The sequence below is a fragment of the Leclercia tamurae genome, assembly GCF_025566055.1.
Taxonomy (GTDB): domain Bacteria; phylum Pseudomonadota; class Gammaproteobacteria; order Enterobacterales; family Enterobacteriaceae; genus Enterobacter; species Enterobacter tamurae.
Window position 1 is genome coordinate 209879 of the sequence record NZ_JAMHKS010000074.1, and the last position, 18651, is coordinate 228529.

The window sequence follows — 18651 nt, forward strand, 5'->3', positions numbered from 1 at the left end:
AACTACTGGCTAACCGGGCAGTGCAGGCGCGTCATTTGACCCTGCCGACCCAATGGAGAAATAAGTGAGACCGAGATGCTGACACATCCGGCCGGTGTTGTCTGCACCCTGTTGACCTGCCAGCCCGGAGGGATATCCCCGGCGGCCAGCTGTGACTGAGACCAGACATGACGCCAGAGCTGGCGATACTGCTCAAGGGTGACAAAACGGCTGGCTAAAACACGATGGTAACCCGCCAGCCCGGCGACGACCATCACCATCAGCATCATGGCCAGCAAGACCTCGACGATGCTGAACCCCTTCTGTTTCGCTACGGCTGCTGACATAACGCTTTCTCCTTCAGAGGACAAAAATCGCTCCAGCCGTGCGGGGAAAAGACCACCTTTCCGCCCTTCACCTCGCCCAGCCGCCACAGCATCACCCTGCCACTGCTGGCGATAAGCAATACGCGTTCCTCGAGGATGCGTAAGCAGACGCGCCACGGCCGCTGCGGATGCTGTCGGCACGCAACCTCAGCCTGGGTTTGCCAGGGAAGCGTTCTTCCCCACTCCAGCGCGGACTGGGCTATCGCCTGATGCTGTATCGCCTGGCGTTCCGTACTGACGATGCGCATCAGAGCGGCCAACTGCTGGTTGAGCCCGGCCAGCATCAGGCTGCCGAGAATCAACAGCAGGAGCACCAGCGCCAGCGATGACATCCCCTGCTGACGGTTCACAGATTAAACCCGGTCACAATGTGGTGTGCCTCGACTTCGCCATCAGGCTGTCCGTTGACGGAGGCCGCCAGCGTCAGGCTCAGCTCCGGCGCAAAGCCCGCCCGTGAAATGCGCTGCACCTGAAAACGCTGAACCCTGATCCTGTCAGGGTCGGTCATTCTCTCCCAACCCTTGCCATCACACTGCGTCGCACCTCGCAACGTTTCCAGTGCTTCGCCGTTCAGGCGAAAACCGGTCTGCTCTGCGGCAGCGGATGACGAGGTTTCCCAGCGGCCGTTGCTGTTTTCGTCCCACTGGACAATAACGCATTCGCCGCGCAGGCCAATCTTCAACCCCTCGCCTTCGCATTTTCCCGCACAGTACCCCGCCCGCTGCAGGTGTTTACCGATGCCGTTGATGCGCAGCCAGAGTTCCTCTTCCAGTTCCTGCTGCTTCGTCAGCCCCATTATCGACCGCTGTAGCGCAGGCAAAAATCGCGCTGCACTCATCAGCAGCACGCTGCTTATCGCCATCGCGATCAGCACTTCGGTTAGCGAAAATCCCTGCTGTTTTACCGGCATGCGAACTCCCCTTTGCCGTTGCACATGCGGATACGGCCCCATGAGGAAATCAGGATCAGCCACTCTCCGGCCTGGCTTTGCAGACGAACTCTTCCGGCCCAGGCGGTATCGCGTAAACCGTAAAACCCCAGCGCAGGCGTCAACTCGGTGACCTGAATGTCCGGCCACTGCGGCGTGAGCACAAAGGCGTTGTCCGCCTGGCACTCCGGGATACCGCTCTTTAACAGACACCACCGTTTGCCGTCCTGTTGCAGGGTCACGGTATGGTCCAGGTTATTGCGCCAGGCGTCATTTCGCAGCACCACCAGATAATCCCGCACCTGGCGCGCCGTCTGCCACAGCTGCTGTTGCTGCTGCCAGCGCCGCCAGCCGTATAGCCCTGCGGCACTGAGCGTCATGATTAGCGAGATGGCGATCAGTATTTCCATGAGGGTAAAACCCTTTTCCTTTTTCATGGCGGCAGTGTGCCGTGAGGAAAAAAACAGTTCGAGGGAGAGATGTGTAATTTACGAGGCGTTTTCAGCACTTTTGGAGGAATTGCAGCGCGTTGCAATCCCCGCGGAAGAAGGCTTGCAAAACCATCACGCAGGCATAAAAAAACCGGCGCGGAAGGCGCCGGTTATGTCAGGATTGCAGCCTCAGATGGCCACAGGGGCTTTGATTCCCGGATGCGGGTCGTAACCTTCAATTTCGAAATCTTCGAAGCGATAGTCGAAAATGGAGTCCGGTTTACGTTTGATCACCAGCTTCGGCAGCGCACGCGGCTCGCGGGTCAGCTGCAGGTGGGTCTGTTCCATATGGTTGCTGTACAGGTGGGTATCCCCGCCAGTCCAGACAAAATCACCTACTTCCAGGTCACACTGCTGGGCCATCATATGCACCAGCAGCGCATAGCTGGCGATGTTAAACGGCAGGCCGAGGAAGACATCGCATGAGCGCTGATAGAGCTGGCAGGAGAGCTTGCCATCCGCCACGTAGAACTGGAAGAAAGCATGGCACGGGGCCAGCGCCATCTTATCCAGTTCGCCCACGTTCCAGGCTGAGACGATGATACGCCGCGAGTCTGGATCGTTTTTCAGCTGGTTCACCACGGTGGCGATCTGGTCAATATGGCGGCCGTCCGGCGTAGGCCAGGCGCGCCACTGCTTACCATAAACTGGGCCCAGATCGCCGTTTTCATCCGCCCATTCGTCCCAGATGGAGACGTTATTCTCGCGCAGATAGGCGATGTTGGTGTCGCCCTGCAGGAACCAGAGCAGTTCATGAATGATCGAGCGTAAATGGCAGCGCTTGGTCGTGACCAGCGGAAAGCCTTCCTGCAGGTTGAAGCGCATCTGGTGGCCAAAAATGGAGATCGTACCGGTGCCGGTGCGATCGTTCTTTGGCGTGCCCTCATCGAGCACTTTTTGCATCAGTTCAAGATACTGTTTCATGATTCCTCAGGAGACCTGTTGCTGTGGACGACGATACGCCCAGACCATCATCAAGATGCCTGCCACAATCATTGGCACAGAGAGGATCTGCCCCATGCTGATGTACTGCACCCACGCACCGGTAAACTGCGCATCCGGCTGGCGGAAGAACTCAACGATGATGCGGAACGCACCATAGCCGATCAGGAACAGGCCCGATACGGAGCCCGTCGGGCGCGGCTTGCGGATGAACAGGTTCAGAATGATAAACAGCACCACACCTTCCAGCGCCATTTCATAAAGCTGCGACATATGGCGCGGCAGAACGCCGTAGGTGTCGAAAATCGACTGCCACTCCGGATGCGACGGCAGCAGCGCGATATCTTCGGCACGCGACTGCGGGAACAGCATGGTGAATGACACGCTCGGATCGACGCGGCCCCACAGTTCGCCGTTGATAAAGTTACCGAGACGACCTGCGCCCAGCCCAAACGGGATCAGTGGTGCAATAAAATCTGCCACCTGGAAGAAGCTGCGTTTGGTACGTTTAGCGAAGATGACCATTACCAGGATGACGCCGATCAGGCCGCCGTGGAAGGACATACCGCCATCCCAGACGCGGAACAGGTAGAGCGGATCGGCCATGAAGACCGGGAAGTTATAGAACAGCACATAGCCGATACGTCCGCCGAGGAAAACGCCGAGGAAACCGGCATACAGCAGGTTTTCCACTTCGTCTTTGGTCCAGCCGCTGCCAGGGCGTTTGGCACGACGGCCAGCCAGCCACATGGCAAAGACGAAACCGACCAGATACATCAGACCGTACCAGTGAAGCGCAACGGGTCCTACTGAGAAAATGACCGGATCAAACTCCGGAAAATGCAGATAGCCACTGTTCATCTGTCACCACAAGATGTTGTTATTCCGCTGAAAGTGGACAGCGGCAGAGATGCGCGCAGAGGTGTACCCTGCGCTCCAAAGTTGCGAATCATAGCACAAGCGAGCGTGGAGGTTGCGCCCGAGATGTAAAAGATGTGTATAGAGACCTGGTGCAGTTTGTATCCCTTCTCAGGGGAAGGGATACCCGACGCTTAACGCCCGCCGCGGATCAGGCCACCCATGCCGCGGCGCTCCATAAAGGCCGCCACCTGATGACGCACTTCCGTTGCCAGCTGTGCTTCAAGACTGCGTTTCGCCAGCAGCTGCGCCTCTTCGAAATCGATATGGCGCAGAAGATACTTCACGCGGGCGACGGAGCGTCCGTTCATGGATAAGTGACGGAAGCCGAGACCAATCAGGATCGCCACGCACATTGAGTCACCGGCCATCTCGCCGCATAAACGCAGGTCGAGGCCCTGCTCTTGCGCCTCGCGGGCAATCATCGCCAGGGCACGCAGCATCGCCGGGTGCAGACTATCGTAAATGCTCGCCACCCGGGTGTTGTTGCGATCCACCGCCAGCATGTACTGGGTCAGGTCGTTGGTGCCCACCGAGATGAAATCAACCCGAGTCGCCAGCTGCGGCAGCATAAAGACCATCGAGGGAACTTCGAGCATCACCCCAATCCGCGGTTTCGGAATATCGTAGCCGATCATCTCTTCGACTTCGCGTCCGGCGCGTTCGATCAGACGGCGGGCTTCATCGATCTCGTCAATGCTGGTGACCATCGGCAGCAAAATGCTGAGGTTACCGGTGGCGGCATTGGCGCGCAGCATGGCGCGCACCTGGATCAGAAATATCTCCGGCTGATCGAGGGTAATGCGGATCCCGCGCCAGCCCAGGCAGGGGTTCTCTTCGCTGATCGGCATGTACGGCAGTTGCTTATCGGCGCCAACGTCAAGGGTACGTAAGGTCACCGGTTTGTCGTTGAACATCTGCAACATGCCCTGATACTGCGCGACCTGCTCCTCTTCAGAGGGGAAGCCGCTTTGCAGCATGAACGGGATTTCGGTGCGGTAGAGACCGATGCCATCAATACGGCTGCCAAGCTTCTCTTCGTGTTCCGGACTCAACCCGGCATTGAGCATGACTTTGATCCGCTCACCGCTTTTCAGCGCGGCAGGCTGATTAACGTCATCCTCGGCAAGACGGCTCAGCTCGTTCTCTTCGCTAATAAGCTTTTGATATTCCTGCAACAGCACCGGTTCAGGATCGACCAGCAGCTCGCCGCGATAGCCATCGACCACCAGCGTACGCCGGTGCAGCGCCGAAGGCTGAATATCCGCGCCCATCACGGTCGGGATCCCCAGCGCGCGCACCATAATGGCGGCATGGGAGTTGGCAGCGCCATCGCGTACCACGATCCCGGCCAGCCGGTCCTGCGGCAGCTCTGCAAGCGTGGTTGCGGAGAGTTCATCCGCCACCAGCACAAAGCGCGGCGGCCAGGTATTGGCACCCTGAATGGTGTCATCGAGATGGAACAGCAGACGCTGGCCTAAGGTACGCAGATCCCCGGCACGCTCTTTCAGATAGCCGTCGGTTAAGGCGGCGAACTGCTCGGCAAATTTCTCGACGACCTTTTTAACCGCCCACTCCGCCACCGAGCCGCTGTCGACCTCCTCAAACAGCTCCCGGCGCAGCCGGGCATCGGACAACAGGTGAGAGTAAAGATCGAAGATCGCTGCCGTCTCTTTCTGCGCCCCGGCGGCAAAACGCTTGCTGTAGCGGCGAAACTCATTGGCCGCCTCTTCCAGCGCACCGGTGAGACGTTCGCGCTCAAGGGCGGTGTCCAGCGTCGAGGCTTCGTAAACCTGCTCCATTAACGGCAGCGTGGCGTCCATCCAGCCTTCAGCAATCGCGACGCCCGGTGAAGCCGGTAAGGCACGAATGCGCGTCTGCCGGTACTGACCAAACAGCGCCGTTAACTGAGACTGGGAGAGAATGGCCGCCATTTGCGTGGCCAGCGTAACGAGGAATGATTCTTCACTTTCGTCGTACTGGCGCAGCTCACGCTGCTGTACCACCAGCACGCCAAGCAGCTGACGGCGCTGGATAATCGGCACGCCGAGGAAGGCGCGGAAGCGCTCCTCTTTTACGGAAGGAATATATTTAAAGCTGGGGTGTTTCTGCGCATCGGCAAGGTTGATGGGTTCCGCCAGACGCCCGACCAGACCCACAACGCCTTCATCAAATGCCAGCGCGACGGTACGACCACGCGGTTTTTTCAATCCGCGCGTGGCCATAAGGTAGTAACACCTGCGGTCGTGATCGGCCAGATAGACCGAACAGACCTCGGTTTCCATCGCAAGGCAGATATCCGTGACCAGAATATCCAGCGCCTCGTTGAGCCGCGGGGCACTGGCCACCTTCTCGACTATTTCACGCAGGCGGGTGAGCATAATGTGCGTAGCTTAACCTCTTTTACGTCGCCAGGCAGGTGCGCTCTGCGGCTTAGGAGGGGCCTCCTGAAGCATCATCACAGCACTTGCGAACTCTTTCATCACCCTACGGTAAACGTCGCGCTTAAACGACACGACCTGACGAACGGGATACCAGTAGCTGACCCAGCGCCAGCCATCAAATTCGGGCGTGCTGCTGGTTTGCATATTGATATCCGCATCGCTGCTCACCAATTGCAGAAGAAACCATTTCTGTTTCTGGCCGATACATACCGGCTTTGTGTCCCAACGCACCAAACGCTTCGGTAACTTGTAACGCAACCAGTTGCGGGTCGAAGCCAGAATGCGAACATCCTTGCGGCTTAAGCCAACTTCTTCGAACAGCTCCCGATACATCGCTTGCTCTGCGGACTCTCCTGGATTGATCCCGCCTTGGGGAAATTGCCAGGAGTGCTGACCATATCGCCGGGCCCACATAACCTGACCCTGGCGATTACAAATTACGATACCTACATTCGGGCGGTAGCCATCGTCATCAATCACCGGACTACCCCAAACTAAACCTGATATATAAATGATTGTTTCACACTCCAGTGAGGCGGTAAACCACTCTCTTTCTGGCCTGGAGCCTAATAACATTTGAATAACTCACAATTATCAGCTGAGTTATAAACAGATGAGCGGTCAGAAGGGCAATTTTATTCACTTTTTCTGTGGATAGAGTTGTGAAGAAGTGTGGAATTACCGATGGACAACCCAGATCACTCTGAATATTGCAGAGAATGACGTTTTTTACAAACCACTATAATTCATGGAGTTAAATTGTGAATAACCTGAATTAACGCGCTTTGTGTGATGCACATCACTTTAAAGATCCCGGTACTGATGAAAGATCGAACAACGTCGGTTTTATCCACAGATTGTGCCAATAAGTTAGGCACATTTTGTCTGATTTTTCGATTTTCATCCCACGTCAAGGCTGTAAATGGAAACAGTAGTGGGGGTTATACCCACTTATCCCATTTTTCTGTGGATAACAGGGTGTAAGATCCTGTTCATTGTCAGTGACCAGATTTGAACAACCGGGATCCCCCCGTTAGCGAAACGGGATTTCAGCCGATAAAAACACTGATAAATCATCCACCTGGCATCAGCAAAAAGAAAAAGATAAACTCATTCAGTGCAGTGGAAAACTGCTGTTCATTTTTTAACCAAAAGGCAATGCTCATGCTTTCCCTCGCCCCTCTGACATCTCCTCCCGCAACGGAAACGGCATTACTGCAACAAGCGCAACGCCTGGCGGGATACTCGCTGGGAGAACTCGCTGCCCTTGCGGGTCTGCCGATTCCACCCGATCTAAAGCGTGATAAAGGGTGGACGGGCGTTCTGCTGGAGCTGTGGCTGGGGGCCAGCGCGGGCAGCAAACCTGAACAGGATTTTGCCGCGCTGGGAGTGGAGCTGAAGACCATCCCCATCGACAGCCTGGGCCGCCCGCTGGAGACCACTTTTGTCTGCGTGGCACCGTTAACCGGCAATACCGGGATCACCTGGGAGAGCAGCCACGTGCGGCATAAGTTAAAGCGCGTGCTGTGGATCCCGGTAGAAGGCGATCGAGCGATCCCGCTGGCGCAGAGGCGCGTCGGCGCGCCCTTGATCTGGAGCCCGAATGAGGAGGAAGATCGTCAGCTGCGGCTGGACTGGGAAGAGCTGATGGACATGATCGTGCTGGGTCAGGTGGAGCGTATCACCGCCCGCCACGGGGAAGTACTCCAGCTGCGGCCCAAAGCGGCAAACAGTAAAGCGCTGACCGAAGCCATAGGCGCGGGCGGCGAACCTATCCTGACGCTGCCCCGCGGCTTTTATTTAAAAAAGAACTTCACGGGAGCCCTGTTAGCACGCCACTTTTTGCTGAATACCTGACTTTTTAGCCAGAATTATGCCTTTTATCACATATTCGCCTGTTTTTTCAGATTTCACCGCTTTGTAAAAAACCTTCCCCGAGTTATTACTACAATAAGATGTAATACGAGCCAGGTGGAGGTAACAAAGAATGAAAAAATGGGCAGTAATAATCTCGGCTGTTGGTTTAGCGTTTGCCGTTTCAGGTTGTAGCAGCGATTACGTCATGGCGACGAAAGATGGCCGCATGATCCTGACCGACGGCAAACCCGAAGTCGACGATGATACCGGTCTGGTCAGCTACCGCGATCAGCAGGGTAATAATATGCAGATTAACCGCGACGACGTTTCACAGATTATTGAAAGATAGTATTAAAGGTCAGCAGCTTGCTGACCTTTTGATTTTTCGCTTACCCTCTGTCATGTTTATATTCCTTTGTCGGGAGTTTCCTGACGCATATAACATGTCAACTAAGGAAGCCGGCTATGCATTATCACCGTATCCCCCATAGCGCACTTGAGATAAGCCAACTGGGGTTAGGCACGATGACATTTGGTGAACAAAATAGCGAAGCCGATGCCCATGCACAACTCGATTACGCCGTCAGCCAGGGCATCAACCTGATTGATGTCGCAGAAATGTACCCGGTTCCGCCACGCCCGGAAACACAGGGCTTAACCGAAACCTACGTCGGCAACTGGCTGGCGAAACGCGGTAATCGCGAAAAGCTGGTTGTTGCCTCCAAGGTCAGCGGCCCGTCGCGCAATAACGACAGCGGCATTCGCCCGAATCAAAACCTCGATCGTAAGAACATTCGCGCCGCGCTGGACGCCAGCCTGACGCGCCTGCAGACCGATTACCTCGACCTCTATCAGGTTCACTGGCCTCAGCGCCCGACCAACTGTTTTGGCAAACTGGGCTATAGCTGGAGCGACAGTGCGCCGGTCGTTACGCTGCTGGAAACCCTGGAAGCCTTAACCGAGTGCCAGCGTGCGGGGAAAATCCGCTATATCGGTGTCTCTAACGAAACGGCCTTCGGCGTGATGCGCTATCTGCACCTGGCGGATAAGCACGATCTGCCGCGCATCGTTACCATTCAGAACCCGTACAGCCTGGTGAACCGCAGCTACGAAGTGGGTCTGGCGGAAGTGAGCCAGTATGAGGGCGTCGAGCTGCTGGCCTACTCCTGCCTGGCCTTTGGCACGCTGACCGGGAAGTATCTTAACGGGGCGAAACCGGCGGGAGCGCGTAATACACTGTTCAGCCGCTTTACCCGTTACAGCGGCGAGCAGACGCAGAAAGCGGTAGCAGCCTATGTGGATATTGCCAGACGTCACGGGCTCGATCCGGCGCAGATGGCGCTGGCGTTTGTACGCCGTCAGCCGTTTGTGGCCAGCACCCTGCTGGGCGCGACCACTATGGAGCAGCTGAAAACGAACGTCGAAAGCTTCCATCTGGAGCTGAGCGAAGAGGTGTTAGCGGAGATTGAAGCGGTGCATCAGGTGTATACCTATCCGGCACCGTAACGGCATTTTGCCCGGCGGCGCTTCGCTTGCCGGGCCTGGAAGGTCAAAGGCGGGGTGTTGTAGGTCGGGTAAGGCGTAGCCGCCACCCGACAAATCCCGTTAACGCCGACGCTGCCAGATCCACAGCCCGGCAATCGCCAGCGCAAACAGGCCCCCAAACCCAACGCCAATGCCTACCACCGGCACACCCACCTTCACCGCCAGCGAGTAAAGACCCAGCATCAGCAGCATGGCGGCGTTTTCGCCGAGGTTTTGCACCGCGATGGCGTTACCTGCCCCCACGGTATGTTTCCCGCGCTCCTGCAGCAGCGCATTCAGCGGCACCACGAAGAAACCACCGCAGATCCCCATCAGGAACAGCAGCGCATAGGCCGGTAACAGCGCATGCTGAAGCGCGAAAATCAGCACCACAACGCCGATCAGGATCCCGGCGGGCATGCAGCGTGCGACGGTTTGCAGCGTCACCAGCTTCGCTGCGGCCCCCGCACCCAGCACAATGCCCACTGCCACCATCGCATTGAGATAGGTCGGCGTGGCGTTATCGGTAATGCCCAGCGCCGTTGGCACCCACAGCACCAGCAGGAAGCGCAGCGTCACCCCCGCGCCCCAGAACATGCTGGTGCCCAGCAGCGAGAAGCGGGTTTCGCCGTTACGCCACAGCACCCGGCAGGCGTTGAAGAAGCTGGCGGTCATCGGCGTAAAACGCCAGGACTGTCCCGGACGCGCCGCCGGCAGTTTCGGGATAAACAGGTTAGCGATCACCGCCCCGCCATACATCACCGCGCAGACACCCAGCGCCGCCAGCACGTGCCAGTCCGCCAGCACACCGCCTGCCATGGAGCCCAGCAGGATCGCCGCAATCGTCGAAGCCTCCATCAGGCCGTTGGCTTTGACCAGCTTATCGCCGGTGGTGAGTTCACCGAGGATGCCGTATTTGGCCGGGGAGTAGGCTGCCGCCCCGATCCCCACCAGCGTATAGCCGATAAACGGATTCACACCAAAGCAGATGCTGGCGGCCCCCAGCAGTTTCAGGCTGTTGGCGAACATCATTACCCGCCCTTTGGCGAAGCTGTCCGCCACCTGGCCGACAAAGGGGGCAAAAATGATGTAAGCGCCCACAAACACCATCTGCAGGATCGGCTGGCTCCAGTCCGGATAGAACTGGGATTTGAGCAGCGCCAGGGTGGCAAACAGCAGCGCGTTATCACCGAAGGCAGAGAGGAACTGGGCGGCGGTAACCGCCATCATCCCCTTCGACCAGATGGAGGTGTTAGTGGGTACTGACTCACTCATTATGCGGCTCCGCCTGTTCAACCATGCCTTTAAGGGTGACAAAATCCGGTTTGCCGCTGCCCAGCACCGGGAGTTGTTTCAGATAGCGAATATCGCGCGGCACCGCCAGCTCCGGAATGCCATGCTCTCGCGCCTTCTGCAGCAGCTGCTCGCGCTTCAGTTCGCTGTCGGTAGTAAAGAGCACCAGCGCCTCGCCTTTACTGGCATCGGTTTTCACTGCGGTAGCGTGCATTTTGTCCGCCGATACGGCCAGCGCCAGCTGTTCAACCATCTCCAGCGACACCATTTCCCCGGCGATTTTGGCAAAGCGTTTGGCGCGCCCCTGGATCTGAACGTAGCCTTGCTCGTCAAAGCGCACGATGTCGCCGGTGTCGTACCAGCCGGTCTCCACCTCACCGTTAACGTTTTCCGCCGTCGGCGCTTCCAGAACCCCCGGGTTTTCCACCCGCAGATAGCCGTTCATCACGTTCGGGCCCTTCAGCTGCAGACGTCCGCCCTCTTCGATACCCGGTACGGCAAGCAGCCGCGCGTCCATCCCCGGTAAAATGCGTCCGACGGTGCCGGGTTTGGCCGCCATCGGCACGTTAATGGAGACCACCGGCGCGCACTCGGTCACGCCGTAGCCCTCCAGAATGCGCAGACCAAACTTGTCCTGCCACAGCTGGCGAGTGCTCTCCTGGAGTTTCTCTGCCCCGGCCACCACGTAACGCACGCGGTGGAAATCGTACGGATTGGCAAAGCGGGCGTAGTTGCCGAGGAAGGTCGAGGTGCCGAAGATCACCGTGCAGTTACGGTCATAGGTCAGCTCCGGCACGATGCGATAGTGCAGCGGACTCGGGTAGAGGAACACTTCGGCCCCGGTCAGCAGCGGCGTGAACAGCCCTACCGTCAGGCCAAAGGAGTGGAACAGCGGCAGCGCCGACATAAAGCGGTCTTTCGCGGTGAAATCAGCGATGGTTTTGATCTGCTCGACGTTGGCCAGCAGGCTCTTATGGCTGTGAACCACCCCTTTCGGGTTCCCTTCCGAGCCGGAGGTAAAGAGGATCACCGCGGCATCTTCCGGCTGCTGTTTGACCTGGGCCAGGTGCGGCATCAGCAGGTGGGCAAAAATCCACAGCTTATCGCCGGCAGTGACTTCGGCTTTCAGATCTTCGAGGAAGACCCAGCGCACCTGGGTAAGCTGCTCCGGCAGATGCCAGAGTTTGCCTTTATCAAGAAAGGTGCGTGAGGTGAAAACGGTGTTGATCTGCGCGGCGGTGAAGGCGCTGCTGAGCCCTTTCACCCCTGCGGTGTAGTTCAGCATCGCCGGAATACGTCCGCGAGAGACGGCGCCAAAGATCACCGCAGCGCTGATCCCGGCATTCGGCAGCATCAGGCCGATCTTTTCCCCCTGCTTGCTGTATTTTTCGAGGATACGGCCAACAAACAAGGTCTTGGTCAGCAGCTTGTGATAGCTGTCAGGGGCAAAGTTGATGTCATCGATGCAGTTTTTCTTCGCGCCGTAGCGGTACATCGCCGTCAGCAGCGACTCGTACAGGGTTTCGCGCGGGCGGACTGCCATCCGGGCTTCCATCATCACCTGATGCAGCATCTCCCCGGCGATTTTACGTCGATCGCGGGCACGGGGTGCGTCGGGCATCGGCAAGGAGGTGGGCGGCAGCAGATGCAGGGTGATGCGCGGGAACAGGCGCTGTTTCACCAGCCCTTTCAGGCGGCTGAAAAAGGTCAGCTCCGCGCCTTCAATGCGCACCGGCACCACCGTGGCACCGGATTTCGCCGCCACAAAGCCCGCACCGTCATAGATTTTCATCAGCGAGCCGGTGATCGAGATCCGACCCTCCGGGAAGATCACCACCGGACGCCCCTGCTCAATCAGACGCACCAGATGTTTAATCATCATCGGCTTGGTCGGGTCGAGCGGGACAAAATCAATCAGCTTCGTCAGCCAGCGCATGTACCACTGCTTGCTGACGGAGGTATAGACCGCAAACACCGGACGCACGGGTAAAAACAGCGCCAGCAGGATGCCATCAATAAAGGAGACGTGGTTGGGGGTAATAAGAACGCGATCGGCGTGCAATGCCTGCGTATCGCCCGTCAGACGGACGCGAAAAAGAAGACGGAACAGCGTGCGGAAGAACCCAAATAGCATTTCAACTCCCTTTGCCTTTCAATAAGCCGGGTTACGGTAAATTGTGGCAGATTACACGAGAAGTGCAGCAGGAGCGACAGCCGGATAAAGACAAAAAAAAACCTGCGCATCTGCGCAGGCTGGTGCAAGAGATGAGTACGCAGTACGTACTAAGAATTCTCACCAATCAATACCTCTGGGATCTCAAATGTAGCAATGGCGACCAAACCCCCGCCAGCAGACAATCGCAACAGCCTGAGGCAAAGTGTAAGCAAAGATTCAAATTCTCCCGCTTCTGTCACGCTTCGCTGTGTAACGATTACACAATTTCCTCTGCCGTCTGTCACCTTTGTGAAATGCCTCACCGCCCTGCGCTTGAATACGCCTCACTTTTCCGCAACACTATTTAGTGTGTAAACGCTTACCCCAAAGAGAAGGTAGAGAATGGCGACAATTAAGGATGTGGCCCGACTGGCGGGTGTTTCTGTTGCCACGGTTTCACGCGTCATCAACAATTCACCTAAGGCCAGCGAAACGTCCCGCCAGGCGGTGCTGACTGCCATGGAATCCCTGAATTATCACCCGAACGCCAACGCCCGGGCGCTGGCTCAGCAGTCCACTGACACCGTCGGGCTGGTGGTGGGTGATGTGTCGGATCCCTTTTTCGGCGCGATGGTGAAAGCCGTTGAGCAGGTCGCCTACCACACCGGCAACTTTCTGCTGATTGGCAATGGCTACCACAACGAACAGAAAGAGCGTCAGGCGATTGAGCAGTTGATCCGCCATCGCTGCGCGGCGCTGGTGGTGCATGCCAAAAAGCTGTCGGATGACGAGTTAGTGCATCTGATGAAGCAGATCCCCGGGATGGTAATTGTGAACCGCATTATCCCCGGCTATGAACAACGCTGCGTGGCGCTGGACGATCGCTACGGCGCATGGCTTGCCACCCGCCACCTGATCCAGCAGGGGCATACCCGCATTGGCTATCTCTGCTCGAACCACCCCATCTCCGATGCCGAAGATCGGCTGCAGGGCTACTACGATGCGCTGCGCGAGAACGATCTGCCCTGCAACGATCGTCTGGTTACTTACGGTGAACCTGATGAGAGCGGCGGGGAGCAGGCGATGACGGAACTGCTGGGACGGGGGCGTAACTTTACGGCGATCGCCTGTTACAACGACTCAATGGCCGCCGGGGCGATGGGGGTGTTGAACGATAACGGGATTGACGTGCCGGGGGATATCTCGCTGATCGGCTTCGATGACATTCTGATCTCCCGCTATGTCCGCCCGCGGCTGACCACGGTACGCTACCCGATCGTCACCATGGCGACTCAGGCGGCGGAGCTGGCGCTGTCACTGGCGGATAAACGCCAGCCGCCGGAGATCACCCACCTCTTCAGCCCGACGCTGGTGCGCCGTCACTCGGTCACGCCGCCGGCAGAGTCGGCCAGCGAATAGCGGTAGAGGTGCACGGTTTTGTCCGGGTACTCCAGACCGTCACCGATGTAGTGCCAGCCGTAGCGTTCATAGAAATCGCGGCAGGCGGACCAGAGATGCAGTTCGCGATGCCCGTTCTCTGCGGCATATCTCTGCACGTGCTGCTGTAATTTTCCCGCCAGCCCCTGCCCGCGCGCCGCTTCGTCCACGTACAGCGCCGCCAGCCAGGGGTAAAGATCCTGGCGGGTGATCAGGTCGCAGCGCCATAACCCCACCGTGCCGAGTAACCGATCGCCCTCGGTGGCAATAAAGGTCAGCGGCAGCGCGTCCGGGGTCTGACTGTAGGTCACTACGCTGGCGAAAAAGTCTCGCGCCAGCCCGTCGCCAAAGGCTTGCCACAGCCAGTCGATCACCTGCTCCGCATGCTGCGGGGCGGCGTACAGCGGTTGGATCTTCACACCAGTTTCCCCTGAAAAACAGGCACCGACTCAAACAGGTAGCCGTCAAAATCCGGGGCGTCTTCATCGGAGAGCTCCAGCAGGCTCTTTTTGACATTTTCCAGATGCTGGAACATGGCCTGCCAGGCCCCCATCACATCGCGGCGACGCAGCGCGGCGAGGATGGTTTGCCGGTCGCCCAGCCACTTCAGACGGTACGCCCGGCTGGCGATATGGACATTGAACTGCTGCCAGAGCGGGCTGCTGTCCATGTGGTGCCAGACGCTTTCGACGGTCGCCAGCAGCATCTGGTTCTGCGTGGCACCCGCCAGCACCAGATGGAACATCTTGCTGTTGTCCTGGCTGTTGTCGTTGGCGGCGATCGCCCGCTGCTCCTGCTCAATGATGCGACGCAGGTTGTCGATGTCCGCCCGGGTGGCCATTTTGGCCGCAAAGGCGGCGATGTTGCTTTCGAGCAGCTGGCGCGCCTGTAGAATTTCAAACGGGCCGACGTCGCTTGTTAACAGACGCTCTTCCTCGTTCTCATGCTCTTCGGGGATGCGCATCACGTAGACGCCGGAACCCTGACGGATATCCACGGTGCCCTGCAGCTCCAGCATCAACAGTGCTTCCCGCACGATGGTGCGGCTGACGCCGTAGGTCTCCGCGATATTGCGCTCCGGCGGCAGACGCGAGCCCACGGGATAGTGCCCCTGGATGATCTGAGCGCGTAAATCCTCGCCAATCTCCTGGTACTGCTTCTTTTCCGCCGGGACGACAGCCTTATCCACGTTATCACCTGTACTCTGAGTTAATGCGGGCCAGTTTGCGCCCTATGTTACCAGAAGCGCCGCGATCTGCGCCTACTTCCATTCGTCATCGAGGGTCAGGGTCAGGACGCGCGTATCGCGCAGTTGCCGGAACCAGCTGGCCGACTTTTTGGCGCGTCGGGCGCGGTTATCTGCCAGGTCGATCTCAATCAGGCCGTAGCGGTTCTTGAAGGCGTTCATCGGCGAGACGTTATCGGTGAAGGCCCACAGCATGTACCCGTGGCAGTTTGCCCCCTCCTCCCGCGCCAGCAGGGTGTAATAGAGATGCTCGCTGATAAAGTTGATGCGGTAGTTGTCCTCGATAATGCCATCACGGTTACGGTACTGGCCTTCGTTTTCAACCCCCATCCCGCTTTCGGCAACGAACCAGTCGATGTTGCGGTAGTCGTTTTTGATCCGCATCGCCATGTCGTAAATGATGCGCGGGGCGATCTCCCAGCCGCGAGAGGGGTTCATCCGCCGCCCCGGCAGCTCAAACGGCTCGTAGTAGTACGCCGGATGGAACGGCGTCTCCGGGTGCCAGGCCCGGGACGGGGCCTTCACCCGGTGCGGGTAATAGAGGTTGATGCCCAGCTCGTCGACGGTGTTGTCGGCAATCAGCGCCAGTTCGTCGGGGCTGTAGTCCCACGGCACCTGATGTTTTTCCAGCAGGGTGAACAGCGCCTGCGGATAGCGCCCGTGCACCAGCGGATCGAGGAATACCCGGTTGTAGAACAGATCGTAGATTTCGGCAGCCTTCACATCATGGGTCGCACGTGAGCGCGGATAGGTCACTTCCGGGTTGAGAATGCAGCCCACGCTGCCGCTGTAGCCCTTCTCGCGGAACAACTTCACCACCTTCGCCGTCGCCAGCACCTTATGGTGATTCCACTGCATCCAGGTGCTGGTGTTCTGTTCGTAAGGCCAGCGCAGCGCGTCAAGATAGACCCGGGTCTGGACCACAATCGGCTCGTTGAAGCTAAACCAGCGCTTCACCAGGTGGTGATAGCGGGCGAAGACCTGTTCGGCATAGCGGACGAACAGCTCCACCACATGCTTCGAGGCCCAGCCGCCGTAGGTTTCCAGCAAGGTGCCCGGCAGCTCGTAGTGCTCCAGGCAGATCATCGGCTCAATGCCCTGGCGGTGCATCTCGGCAAACAGAGCGTCGTAATACGCGGCGTACTCCTCATCGACGGTGGCGTTTTCATAGTCGGTGAGAAAACGCGACCAGTTGATGGAGGTGCGGTAGTGGGTCAGCCCGGCCTGCTTCATCAGCGCCACGTCTTCGCGGAAGCGGTTGATGAAATCGGTCGCCACCGCCGGGCCATAGCCGTTATGCCACACCTGACGATCGTTTTTGTACCAGAGATCGATCCACGAATCCTGGCCCGCTTTCTTCCCGCTCCAGCCCTCGGTCTGCCAGGCGGAGGCCGCGGCCCCGAGGATAAAGTCCCCGGGGATAGTCATCTGTTTAATGCTCATGCGTTATTCGTCGCCTCCTTGTTGGCAGCCTGAATCGCGGCCTGCTCGGCACGGCGTGAAGCGATCTTCACAAACGGCAGGTAGATCAGCACCGCCGTGATAATGCAAACACCCTGCGTGACCACCGCCCCCATCGAACCGGCAGTGGAGAGCCAGGCGTTGATCAGCGGCGGCGTGGTCCAAGGGACCATCACCACGGCTTTGCCGGCAAAGCCGGTGACGGTGGCGAAGTAGCCGATGGAGCCGGTCACCAGCGGAGTGATGATGAACGGGATGGCCAGAATCGGGTTGAGCATGATTGGCATACCGAAGATCACCGGCTCGTTGATGTTAAAGATCCCCGGGCCGATGGAGAGCTTGGCGATCTCCTTCATCTCTTTGCGTTTGGTGCCAATCATCACCGCGATCAGCAGGCCGATGGTCAGACCCGAGCCGCCGATGCTCATGTACACATCCCAGAACGGCATGGTGATGATGTTAGGGATCTCTTTTCCCTGCTCAAAGGCGCTCATGTTGACGGTGATCGCCCCCAGCAACAGTGGCTCGCGGATCGGTTTGATCATCTGGTTACCGTGGATCCCAATCACCCAGAACAGCTGGGCGACGAACATCAGCAGCAGGATCCCCGGCAGGCTTTGCACCACCCGCTCCAGCGGCTGTTGCACCACCTGATAGACCGCATCGTAGAGGTACATGCCGGTGACCTGATGGAACACAAAGCCAAAGGTGGCGATGAGGGTGGTGGTAATGATCGCCGGGATCAGCGCCGAGAACGAGGCTGACACGTTCGGCGGCACGGTGTCAGGCATCCTGATTTTCAGCCCCGGACGGCCCTCCAGCCAGCAGTAGATCTCTACTGACAGGATGGCGATAAACATGCCGAGGAACAGGCTGCGGGTGTCAGAGAACTGGCGCAGGAGCACGTCTTTCACGATGTGCATTTCGCCGTCGATCATCATCTCCACGGTGGTCGGGGTGACGCAGATAAAGCAGATCACCGCCAGCAGCCCCGGGAACAGGGACTTAATGCCGTTGATGCGCCCCAGCTCGATGCCAATTAAGAAGACGGCCCCGATATTGAGGAAGTTCAGGGTGGCGTAGTTCAGGGCGCTGGTGATCGGTTTCAGCGTGGCGAGGAACGAGAGCGACTCAAAGCTGGCTAAGCCGTTTTTTGGATCCAGCACCATGTTGGAGATCAGCACCGAAAATGCGCCTACGATGATGACCGGCATTAAGGTGATGAAGGCGGACTTTATCGCCATGATATAGCGATAACTGTTGAACTTAGTGGCGAAACTGCCCAGAGAGTTGATCAGTTTTTCCTGTAATGCCATGGGGTAATACCTCAGTAAAAGGGCCTTTATTGGGATAAGGTGTACAGCCGGCTTCTATTGGCATACCAAAAATAGCTTCTGGTGAAGATTCGTTCTGTGATTAAGCTCCCAACGCGGCAAGAGGTATCCCGGAGTGTGATTTATAACCACTTTGGTATACCACTTTTACCTGACCCGTCACCCGTTACCAGAAAGCGTGATCCTGATGGGGGTTTTGCCTCTCCCGCCCGGCTTATGCCCCTGAACGTCTGTGATAAACTTGCGTGCATAACGT

The 18651-nt window shown here is 57.8% G+C and carries 18 protein-coding genes; 4 read left to right on the plus strand and 14 right to left on the minus strand.

The window, feature by feature from the left end; translation table 11 throughout:
- Positions 1-2 precede the first annotated feature (2 nt).
- From M8318_RS14050 to rppH, 8 genes are all read right to left on the minus strand, one after another.
- Positions 3-326, minus strand: coding sequence for a prepilin-type N-terminal cleavage/methylation domain-containing protein (locus M8318_RS14050; RefSeq protein ID WP_262663264.1), 324 nt, complete (start codon positions 324-326; stop codon positions 3-5).
- On the minus strand, positions 311-715 hold the full coding sequence (locus tag M8318_RS14055; RefSeq protein ID WP_262663265.1) for a DUF2509 family protein: 405 nt from the start codon (positions 713-715) through the stop codon (positions 311-313). The genes M8318_RS14050 and M8318_RS14055 overlap by 16 nt, the downstream gene beginning before the upstream one ends.
- Positions 712-1275 (minus strand): prepilin peptidase-dependent protein, encoded by a 564-nt coding sequence (locus M8318_RS14060; protein WP_262663266.1) that lies wholly within the window; start codon positions 1273-1275, stop codon positions 712-714. The genes M8318_RS14055 and M8318_RS14060 overlap by 4 nt, the downstream gene beginning before the upstream one ends.
- Positions 1266-1730 (minus strand): prepilin peptidase-dependent protein, encoded by a 465-nt coding sequence (locus M8318_RS14065; protein ID WP_262663267.1) that lies wholly within the window; start codon positions 1728-1730, stop codon positions 1266-1268. Before M8318_RS14065 ends, M8318_RS14060 begins: the two co-directional genes overlap by 10 nt.
- 183 nt (positions 1731-1913) lie before the next feature.
- The gene (thyA, locus tag M8318_RS14070) at positions 1914-2708 is read right to left on the minus strand and encodes a thymidylate synthase (RefSeq protein ID WP_262663268.1); all 795 of its coding nucleotides are present in this window, start codon (positions 2706-2708) and stop codon (positions 1914-1916) included.
- A gap of 6 nt (positions 2709-2714) precedes the next feature.
- Positions 2715-3587, minus strand: coding sequence for a prolipoprotein diacylglyceryl transferase (lgt, locus tag M8318_RS14075; RefSeq protein ID WP_262663269.1), 873 nt, complete (start codon positions 3585-3587; stop codon positions 2715-2717).
- A 191-nt stretch (positions 3588-3778) separates the two neighbouring features.
- Positions 3779-6025 (minus strand): phosphoenolpyruvate--protein phosphotransferase, encoded by a 2247-nt coding sequence (gene ptsP, locus M8318_RS14080; protein ID WP_262663270.1) that lies wholly within the window; start codon positions 6023-6025, stop codon positions 3779-3781.
- Between the two features lie 12 nt (positions 6026-6037).
- The gene (gene rppH / locus M8318_RS14085) at positions 6038-6568 is read right to left on the minus strand and encodes an RNA pyrophosphohydrolase (protein WP_032613763.1); all 531 of its coding nucleotides are present in this window, start codon (positions 6566-6568) and stop codon (positions 6038-6040) included.
- A 684-nt stretch (positions 6569-7252) separates the two neighbouring features.
- Here rppH and mutH point away from each other — a divergent pair.
- The 3 genes from mutH to M8318_RS14100 all read left to right on the plus strand — a co-directional run bounded on the left by mutH (position 7253) and on the right by M8318_RS14100 (position 9451).
- Positions 7253-7945, plus strand: coding sequence for a DNA mismatch repair endonuclease MutH (gene mutH, locus M8318_RS14090; protein WP_262663271.1), 693 nt, complete (start codon positions 7253-7255; stop codon positions 7943-7945).
- A 130-nt stretch (positions 7946-8075) separates the two neighbouring features.
- A complete protein-coding gene (ygdR, locus tag M8318_RS14095) occupies positions 8076-8294 on the plus strand; it encodes a lipoprotein YgdR (protein WP_032613767.1) in 219 nt (72 codons plus the stop codon).
- Positions 8295-8410: 116 nt separating this feature from the next.
- A complete protein-coding gene (locus tag M8318_RS14100; RefSeq protein ID WP_166183826.1) occupies positions 8411-9451 on the plus strand; it encodes an NADP(H)-dependent aldo-keto reductase in 1041 nt (346 codons plus the stop codon).
- Between the two features lie 99 nt (positions 9452-9550).
- Here the strand turns inward: M8318_RS14100 and lplT are convergent, their stop codons facing one another.
- Positions 9551-10744, minus strand: a complete 1194-nt coding sequence (lplT, locus tag M8318_RS14105) for a lysophospholipid transporter LplT (RefSeq protein WP_262663272.1) — start codon at positions 10742-10744, stop codon at positions 9551-9553.
- The gene (gene aas / locus M8318_RS14110) at positions 10737-12896 is read right to left on the minus strand and encodes a bifunctional acyl-ACP--phospholipid O-acyltransferase/long-chain-fatty-acid--ACP ligase (protein WP_262663273.1); all 2160 of its coding nucleotides are present in this window, start codon (positions 12894-12896) and stop codon (positions 10737-10739) included. Before aas ends, lplT begins: the two co-directional genes overlap by 8 nt.
- Before the next feature lie 423 nt (positions 12897-13319).
- Here aas and galR point away from each other — a divergent pair, with 423 nt between their 5' ends.
- Positions 13320-14336 carry an HTH-type transcriptional regulator GalR gene (gene galR, locus M8318_RS14115; RefSeq protein WP_262663274.1) on the plus strand — a complete coding sequence of 339 codons (1017 nt, stop codon included), beginning with the start codon at positions 13320-13322 and terminating at the stop codon, positions 14334-14336.
- On the opposite strand, the gene M8318_RS14120 is transcribed toward galR, so the two are convergent.
- The 4 genes from M8318_RS14120 to M8318_RS14135 form a co-directional block, all read right to left on the minus strand.
- A complete protein-coding gene (locus M8318_RS14120) occupies positions 14297-14773 on the minus strand; it encodes a GNAT family N-acetyltransferase (protein WP_262663275.1) in 477 nt (158 codons plus the stop codon). The genes galR and M8318_RS14120 overlap by 40 nt on opposite strands.
- Positions 14770-15543 (minus strand): GntR family transcriptional regulator, encoded by a 774-nt coding sequence (locus M8318_RS14125; RefSeq protein ID WP_166183835.1) that lies wholly within the window; start codon positions 15541-15543, stop codon positions 14770-14772. The genes M8318_RS14120 and M8318_RS14125 overlap by 4 nt, the downstream gene beginning before the upstream one ends.
- Positions 15544-15615: 72 nt before the next feature.
- Positions 15616-17043: a glycoside hydrolase family 1 protein gene (locus M8318_RS14130; RefSeq protein ID WP_262663276.1), complete on the minus strand. Its 1428-nt coding sequence runs from the start codon at positions 17041-17043 to the stop codon at positions 15616-15618.
- Positions 17040-18377, minus strand: coding sequence for a PTS sugar transporter subunit IIC (locus M8318_RS14135; RefSeq protein WP_262663277.1), 1338 nt, complete (start codon positions 18375-18377; stop codon positions 17040-17042). The genes M8318_RS14130 and M8318_RS14135 overlap by 4 nt, the downstream gene beginning before the upstream one ends.
- Positions 18378-18651: the final 274 nt, after the last annotated feature.

Excerpts from the sequence above, each read along its gene's own strand:
- M8318_RS14135 (WP_262663277.1), bottom strand. The coding sequence starts at position 18,377 with ATGGCATTACAGGAAAAACTGATCAACTCTCTGGGCAGTTTCGCCACT.
- ptsP (WP_262663270.1), bottom strand. The coding sequence starts at position 6,025 with ATGCTCACCCGCCTGCGTGAAATAGTCGAGAAGGTGGCCAGTGCCCCG.
- aas (WP_262663273.1), bottom strand. The coding sequence starts at position 12,896 with ATGCTATTTGGGTTCTTCCGCACGCTGTTCCGTCTTCTTTTTCGCGTC.
- M8318_RS14050 (WP_262663264.1), bottom strand. The coding sequence starts at position 326 with ATGTCAGCAGCCGTAGCGAAACAGAAGGGGTTCAGCATCGTCGAGGTC.
- thyA (WP_262663268.1), bottom strand. The coding sequence starts at position 2,708 with ATGAAACAGTATCTTGAACTGATGCAAAAAGTGCTCGATGAGGGCACG.
- M8318_RS14100 (WP_166183826.1), top strand. The coding sequence starts at position 8,411 with ATGCATTATCACCGTATCCCCCATAGCGCACTTGAGATAAGCCAACTG.
- ygdR (WP_032613767.1), top strand. The coding sequence starts at position 8,076 with ATGAAAAAATGGGCAGTAATAATCTCGGCTGTTGGTTTAGCGTTTGCC.
- lgt (WP_262663269.1), bottom strand. The coding sequence starts at position 3,587 with ATGAACAGTGGCTATCTGCATTTTCCGGAGTTTGATCCGGTCATTTTC.
- M8318_RS14130 (WP_262663276.1), bottom strand. The coding sequence starts at position 17,043 with ATGAGCATTAAACAGATGACTATCCCCGGGGACTTTATCCTCGGGGCC.
- M8318_RS14060 (WP_262663266.1), bottom strand. The coding sequence starts at position 1,275 with ATGCCGGTAAAACAGCAGGGATTTTCGCTAACCGAAGTGCTGATCGCG.
- galR (WP_262663274.1), top strand. The coding sequence starts at position 13,320 with ATGGCGACAATTAAGGATGTGGCCCGACTGGCGGGTGTTTCTGTTGCC.
- lplT (WP_262663272.1), bottom strand. The coding sequence starts at position 10,744 with ATGAGTGAGTCAGTACCCACTAACACCTCCATCTGGTCGAAGGGGATG.
- M8318_RS14065 (WP_262663267.1), bottom strand. The coding sequence starts at position 1,730 with ATGAAAAAGGAAAAGGGTTTTACCCTCATGGAAATACTGATCGCCATC.
- mutH (WP_262663271.1), top strand. The coding sequence starts at position 7,253 with ATGCTTTCCCTCGCCCCTCTGACATCTCCTCCCGCAACGGAAACGGCA.